The organism is Chamaesiphon sp. OTE_8_metabat_110, assembly GCF_031382685.1.
Classification (GTDB): domain Bacteria; phylum Cyanobacteriota; class Cyanobacteriia; order Cyanobacteriales; family Chamaesiphonaceae; genus Chamaesiphon.
Window position 1 is genome coordinate 1 of the sequence record NZ_JANMZA010000498.1, and the last position, 4,511, is coordinate 4,511.

The following is a 4,511-nucleotide window of genomic DNA, read 5'->3' on the forward strand; positions in this document are numbered from 1 at the left end:
GCGATCGCCATATCGCACATACTGGCAAAGAATTGGAGACTAATATTTGCTCCATAAACGATCGATATATCCGCTCCACCTCGCGCTAATGGCAAACAAGCTAAGATCGAAATTCCTTGAAAGATGCCAAACCAAACTAACGATCTTTCTACACCCCATTTATTGACGATCGATCCACCGACAAATGAGCCAATAATTCCCGCACTACAACTAACAACTCCAATAATTTGACCGATCTCAGTCAGACTAAACTTGAGATCGATTAATAGCGGTCGCATCATCGCACCTGTCATATTCGTTCCCGCCAAATACAACAACAATAATACCGTCCAAAACATCATCCGATCTCGCTTAAAAAAGCTAATTAATGATGTCCAACTAGGTTTTTCGGTAGTAGTTTCGATTTTACGCTCAGGGTGTAGTAACAGCGGTATGCCAGCTAATAGAATCATCCCAGCCATCACCAATAAACTCGATCGCCAGCCGATGCGATCGAGCAATATTAACGCGCCACCACCACCAATAATACTACCGAGATAGTTGCCAGCACTTTGGATCGTACTCCCCCAGGCACGTTCCGTTCCTACCAGCATCCGCACGGCTAAAGCATCTGTCGCGATATCCTGACTCGCCGAGCAAAAGCAAGCTACGAGCGTAAATACCATCAAAATTGGGAAATTTTGTCGCACATCTAGCAATCCAGAAATAGCGACACAACTCGCCAATAGTAACTGGAAAACCAAGATCCAACTGCCATAATGTCGATCGCGATCGAGGCTGAATCGATCGACTAATGGCGACCACAAAAATTTTAACATCCAAGGTAATGCTAACAAGCCTAATGCGCCAACTGTTTCTAATAATGCCCCTTGCTATAGAGTTGGCTGAATCAACCCAGCCGAAATTACGATTTCAGGGATGCCAACGGCTATGAGAGAGACATCTTTGAGCATTGCCAACCGATCGCTTTACTTAATAGAGTTAATTTAATGAAGATTCAAATCGAAAACCACAACGGTCGTTTATGGCTGCGGTGGGATGATGGTGATAAACGCCAAACGCTAACGATATGTCTGTTGTCGATCGCTATGTCAAAAAAAAAAAAGGTGAGCTGTAGCCCACCTTTAAATCTAGATTAAACTAGTTAGCTAAATTAACCTAAAACTTTTTTAGCAGTAGCAACGACATTATCGACGGTGAAGCCAAATTTATCCATAACTACACCACCAGGAGCCGAGGCACCAAAACGATCGATTGTGACTAAACCACCATCGAAGCCGATGAAGCGGTGCCAGCCTTGGCTGCAAGCTGCTTCGACTGCGACCCGTTTGGTGACAGCTTTGGGTAGGACGGACTCTTGGTAAGCTGCGTCTTGTTCGTCGAATAGTTCCCATGAAGGCATGGAGACAACGCGAACTTTTTTGCCTGCGGCGGTGAGTTGTTCGGCAGCAGTGACGCACAGGCTGACTTCGGAGCCAGTCCCGATCAGGATGATGTCGGGAGTACCTTGGGAATCGACGATCGTGTATGCACCTTTGGCTACACCTTCGATCGAGGTTCCGGCTAAGTTGGGGAGGTTTTGGCGGGATAATGCCAGCAGAGTCGGATCGGTTTGACTGGCTTTTTCGATCGCAACTTTGTAAGCACCGGAGGTTTCGTTACCATCGGCGGGACGGATCACGGTGAGGTTGGGGATAGCACGCAATGACGCGATCGTTTCGATCGGTTGGTGCGTGGGGCCATCTTCACCCTGCCCGACGGAATCGTGAGTCATCACCCAGATCGCACCCGCTTTGGATAGGGCGGAGAGGCGAATCGGGGCGCGCATGTAGTCGGTGAAGATTAGGAATGTGGCACCGTAAGGAATCAAACCGGAGTTGTGGAGGGCGATGCCGTTACAGATGGCACCCATCGCATGTTCGCGGACGCCGAAGTGGACGTTACGATTTTGATAGGCACCTTTTTGGAAGTCGCCTGATTCTTTGATTTCGGTGAGGTTGGAGTGAGTTAAGTCAGCCGAACCGCCAATTAATCCTGGTAAAACTGTCGCCAGTTTATTGAGGCAATTTTCCGAGTGTTTGCGGCTAGCGAGAGCTTTGTCTTCGGGGGTGTAAGTCGGCAACACGCTCGCCCAACCGTCGGGCAGCTTGCGGGAGGTCAAACTTTCAAATTCGGCAGCTTCGGTGGGATATTTGGACTTGTAGCTAGCGAGAGTAGCTTCCCATTCGCCTTCGGCTTTGGCACCGCGATCGATCGCTTCGCGCATGTGCGCGACGGCATCGGCAGGTAATTCAAAGGGGGCGTAATCCCAGCCGAGGTTTTCACGGGTGAGTTTGATTTCGGCTTCACCCAAAGCGGCACCGTGGATACCTGCGGTGTTGCACTTGTTGGGGGAACCATAACCGATGATAGTAGTTACCTTAATCATCGTCGGTTTGTCGGTGACTTTTTTAGCTGCTTCTAATGCTGCACCAATCGCCGCCAAGTCGGTGTTTCCGTCTTGGACGTGGATCGTGTGCCAGCCGTAAGCTTCAAACCGTTTGGAGACATCTTCAGTAAAGGCAACATCAGTCGAACCATCGATCGAGATGTGGTTATCATCATATAAGACGATCAGCTTGCCCAGTCCCCAGTGACCCGCAATCGAAGCGGCTTCACCAGAAATACCTTCCATATTGCAGCCATCGCCGACGATAACGTAGGTATAATGATCGACGATCGTCGCATCGGGTTTGTTAAATTTAGCAGCTAGATGTGCTTCAGCCAAGGCCAAACCCACACCATTAGCAATCCCTTGACCGAGAGGGCCAGTTGTAACTTCAATTCCAGCAGTTTCAAAGTTTTCGGGGTGTCCAGGCGTACTCGAACCCCACTGACGGAAATTTTTGATATCTTCAATACTGACGCTATCGTAGCCAGTAAGATGCAATAGTGCATACTGGAGCATCGAACCATGTCCGGCAGATAATACAAACCGATCGCGGTTGAACCATTGGGGATTCTTGGGATTGTACCGCATGAACTTTTGCCATAGGACATAAGCCATTGGCGCAGCACCCATCGGTAAGCCGGGGTGTCCGGATTTGGCTTTCTCGATCGCATCGACAGCCAGAAACCGAATGGAATTAATCGCGAGTTGGTCTACGGATTGAGCGGTTACAGGCATAATATATATCGATTTAACTACATAACTAGTGAAATTTAAGTGCTGACAGCACGGCTAGACAAGTGCAGGCTGATGGTCTAATTCGCAAGTTTTGAGTCATACAGCACTACTCAACCAGAGCCAAACATCGCTCCTTATGAATAATGTTCTAATCCCGAAACTGAATGCCAACAGATTTGCATCGATCTTAACAATTTCTACCTATCATCCCATTTGGTGGAAGCATGAGCAAGAGGTTTGGGGAGTGGATAGTGAATAGTGGATAGTGGATAGCAAATTAATTGAGATTCAGATAAGTCCTCATCTACACTCAAAGCCCAACTTCGATCCACTAATCACTATCCACTACCCCCTAATTTTGTTACATAACATCACTATCCCTTCCCTTTGCCCGTGGCATCTGGTATTACTAGGCGTGAGGTAGTCGATCGAATAAAGTATGAACATGCCAAAATACGATAGTATCTTCAACACTGAAGAATATTCCGAAGAGCCATTAAATGAAGCTGAAGGCTTGGCATCGATCGTGCTGATTGCTGCTTTGGCAGATAACCCCAAGGATTTGGTAGCCCCAGATTTATTTCTGGATATTTTGCCGGATTTTGACTTGTATGCAGAGTATTCTGACGAAGATCTGTTGGCAATGGTCGATCGATTGACCGCAATTGTCGCAGATGTAGGGCTGGGGGCATTGTTTAATGCCGCAGATGAGGCGATTCCTGACGATCTAGTGCCTGATGCTTATGCTGCGGCGATTTTGGCAAAGATGAATTTACAGACAGGCGAGATCGCCGCTGGAGCGCAGGTGTTTCTCAAGGAGCTGCAAGTGGTGCTAGATATCGATGATGAGGAGGCTGCGGAGGTCGCCGCCGAGGTGAAGAAGGCTTTTGAGGAGAGTTGATTTGAGCTAGTAGATAGGCATTGCGCGATCGATTTGTGAAGGATAGTATCGAGTGCTGATTACCTTCGGAGCGATATTATCCCCCATCGACGATGCCAGAATACCGCCTACTTTTAGATATTACGCATGTTAATTGAGATGACTAGCCGCACCGCTCAATTGTGGCTGGGATCGATCGAAACCGAGGAGGAGAATTTGCATCGGTTCTCGTCCCTCTGCTGTAGGGACGATCGCCATGTGGCTGACAAAACTGAGCTGATTGACTTCGCGATAGGCGAGAGGAATCGATCGAATCGTATCTGGATCGATATCAATCAGAACTGGGGCATCTTTGATGGGAAGACCGCAAAATTCTCCGGCTTGAGTATGAAATAAGATCAGAAATTTTGAGGAATCATGCTCGGATTCAATACTGGTAAATTTTTGGCGCAAATCTACAATTGT

General features: G+C 47.8%; 3 protein-coding genes and 1 pseudogene. 1 reads left to right on the plus strand and 3 read right to left on the minus strand.

The features are described 5' to 3' along the window. Positions 1 to 818: MFS transporter (locus RMO52_RS18250; RefSeq protein WP_310417070.1), on the minus strand; the 818-nt coding region annotated here is incomplete at its 3' end. Positions 819 to 1,153: 335 nt separating this feature from the next. Then, the gene (gene tkt / locus RMO52_RS18255) at positions 1,154 to 3,166 is read right to left on the minus strand and encodes a transketolase (protein ID WP_310417073.1); all 2,013 of its coding nucleotides are present in this window, start codon (positions 3,164 to 3,166) and stop codon (positions 1,154 to 1,156) included. Positions 3,167 to 3,605: 439 nt separating this feature from the next. On the opposite strand from tkt, the gene RMO52_RS18260 reads away from it, so the two are divergent. Beyond that, positions 3,606 to 4,067: a hypothetical protein gene (locus RMO52_RS18260; RefSeq protein ID WP_310417075.1), complete on the plus strand. Its 462-nt coding sequence runs from the start codon at positions 3,606 to 3,608 to the stop codon at positions 4,065 to 4,067. Positions 4,068 to 4,196: 129 nt separating this feature from the next. On the opposite strand, the pseudogene RMO52_RS18265 reads toward RMO52_RS18260, so the two are convergent. Beyond that, positions 4,197 to 4,511 (minus strand): annotated as a pseudogene (locus tag RMO52_RS18265) (hypothetical protein); the annotation flags it as partial.

Excerpts from the sequence above, each read along its gene's own strand:
- tkt (WP_310417073.1), bottom strand. The coding sequence starts at position 3,166 with ATGCCTGTAACCGCTCAATCCGTAGACCAACTCGCGATTAATTCCATT.
- RMO52_RS18260 (WP_310417075.1), top strand. The coding sequence starts at position 3,606 with ATGAACATGCCAAAATACGATAGTATCTTCAACACTGAAGAATATTCC.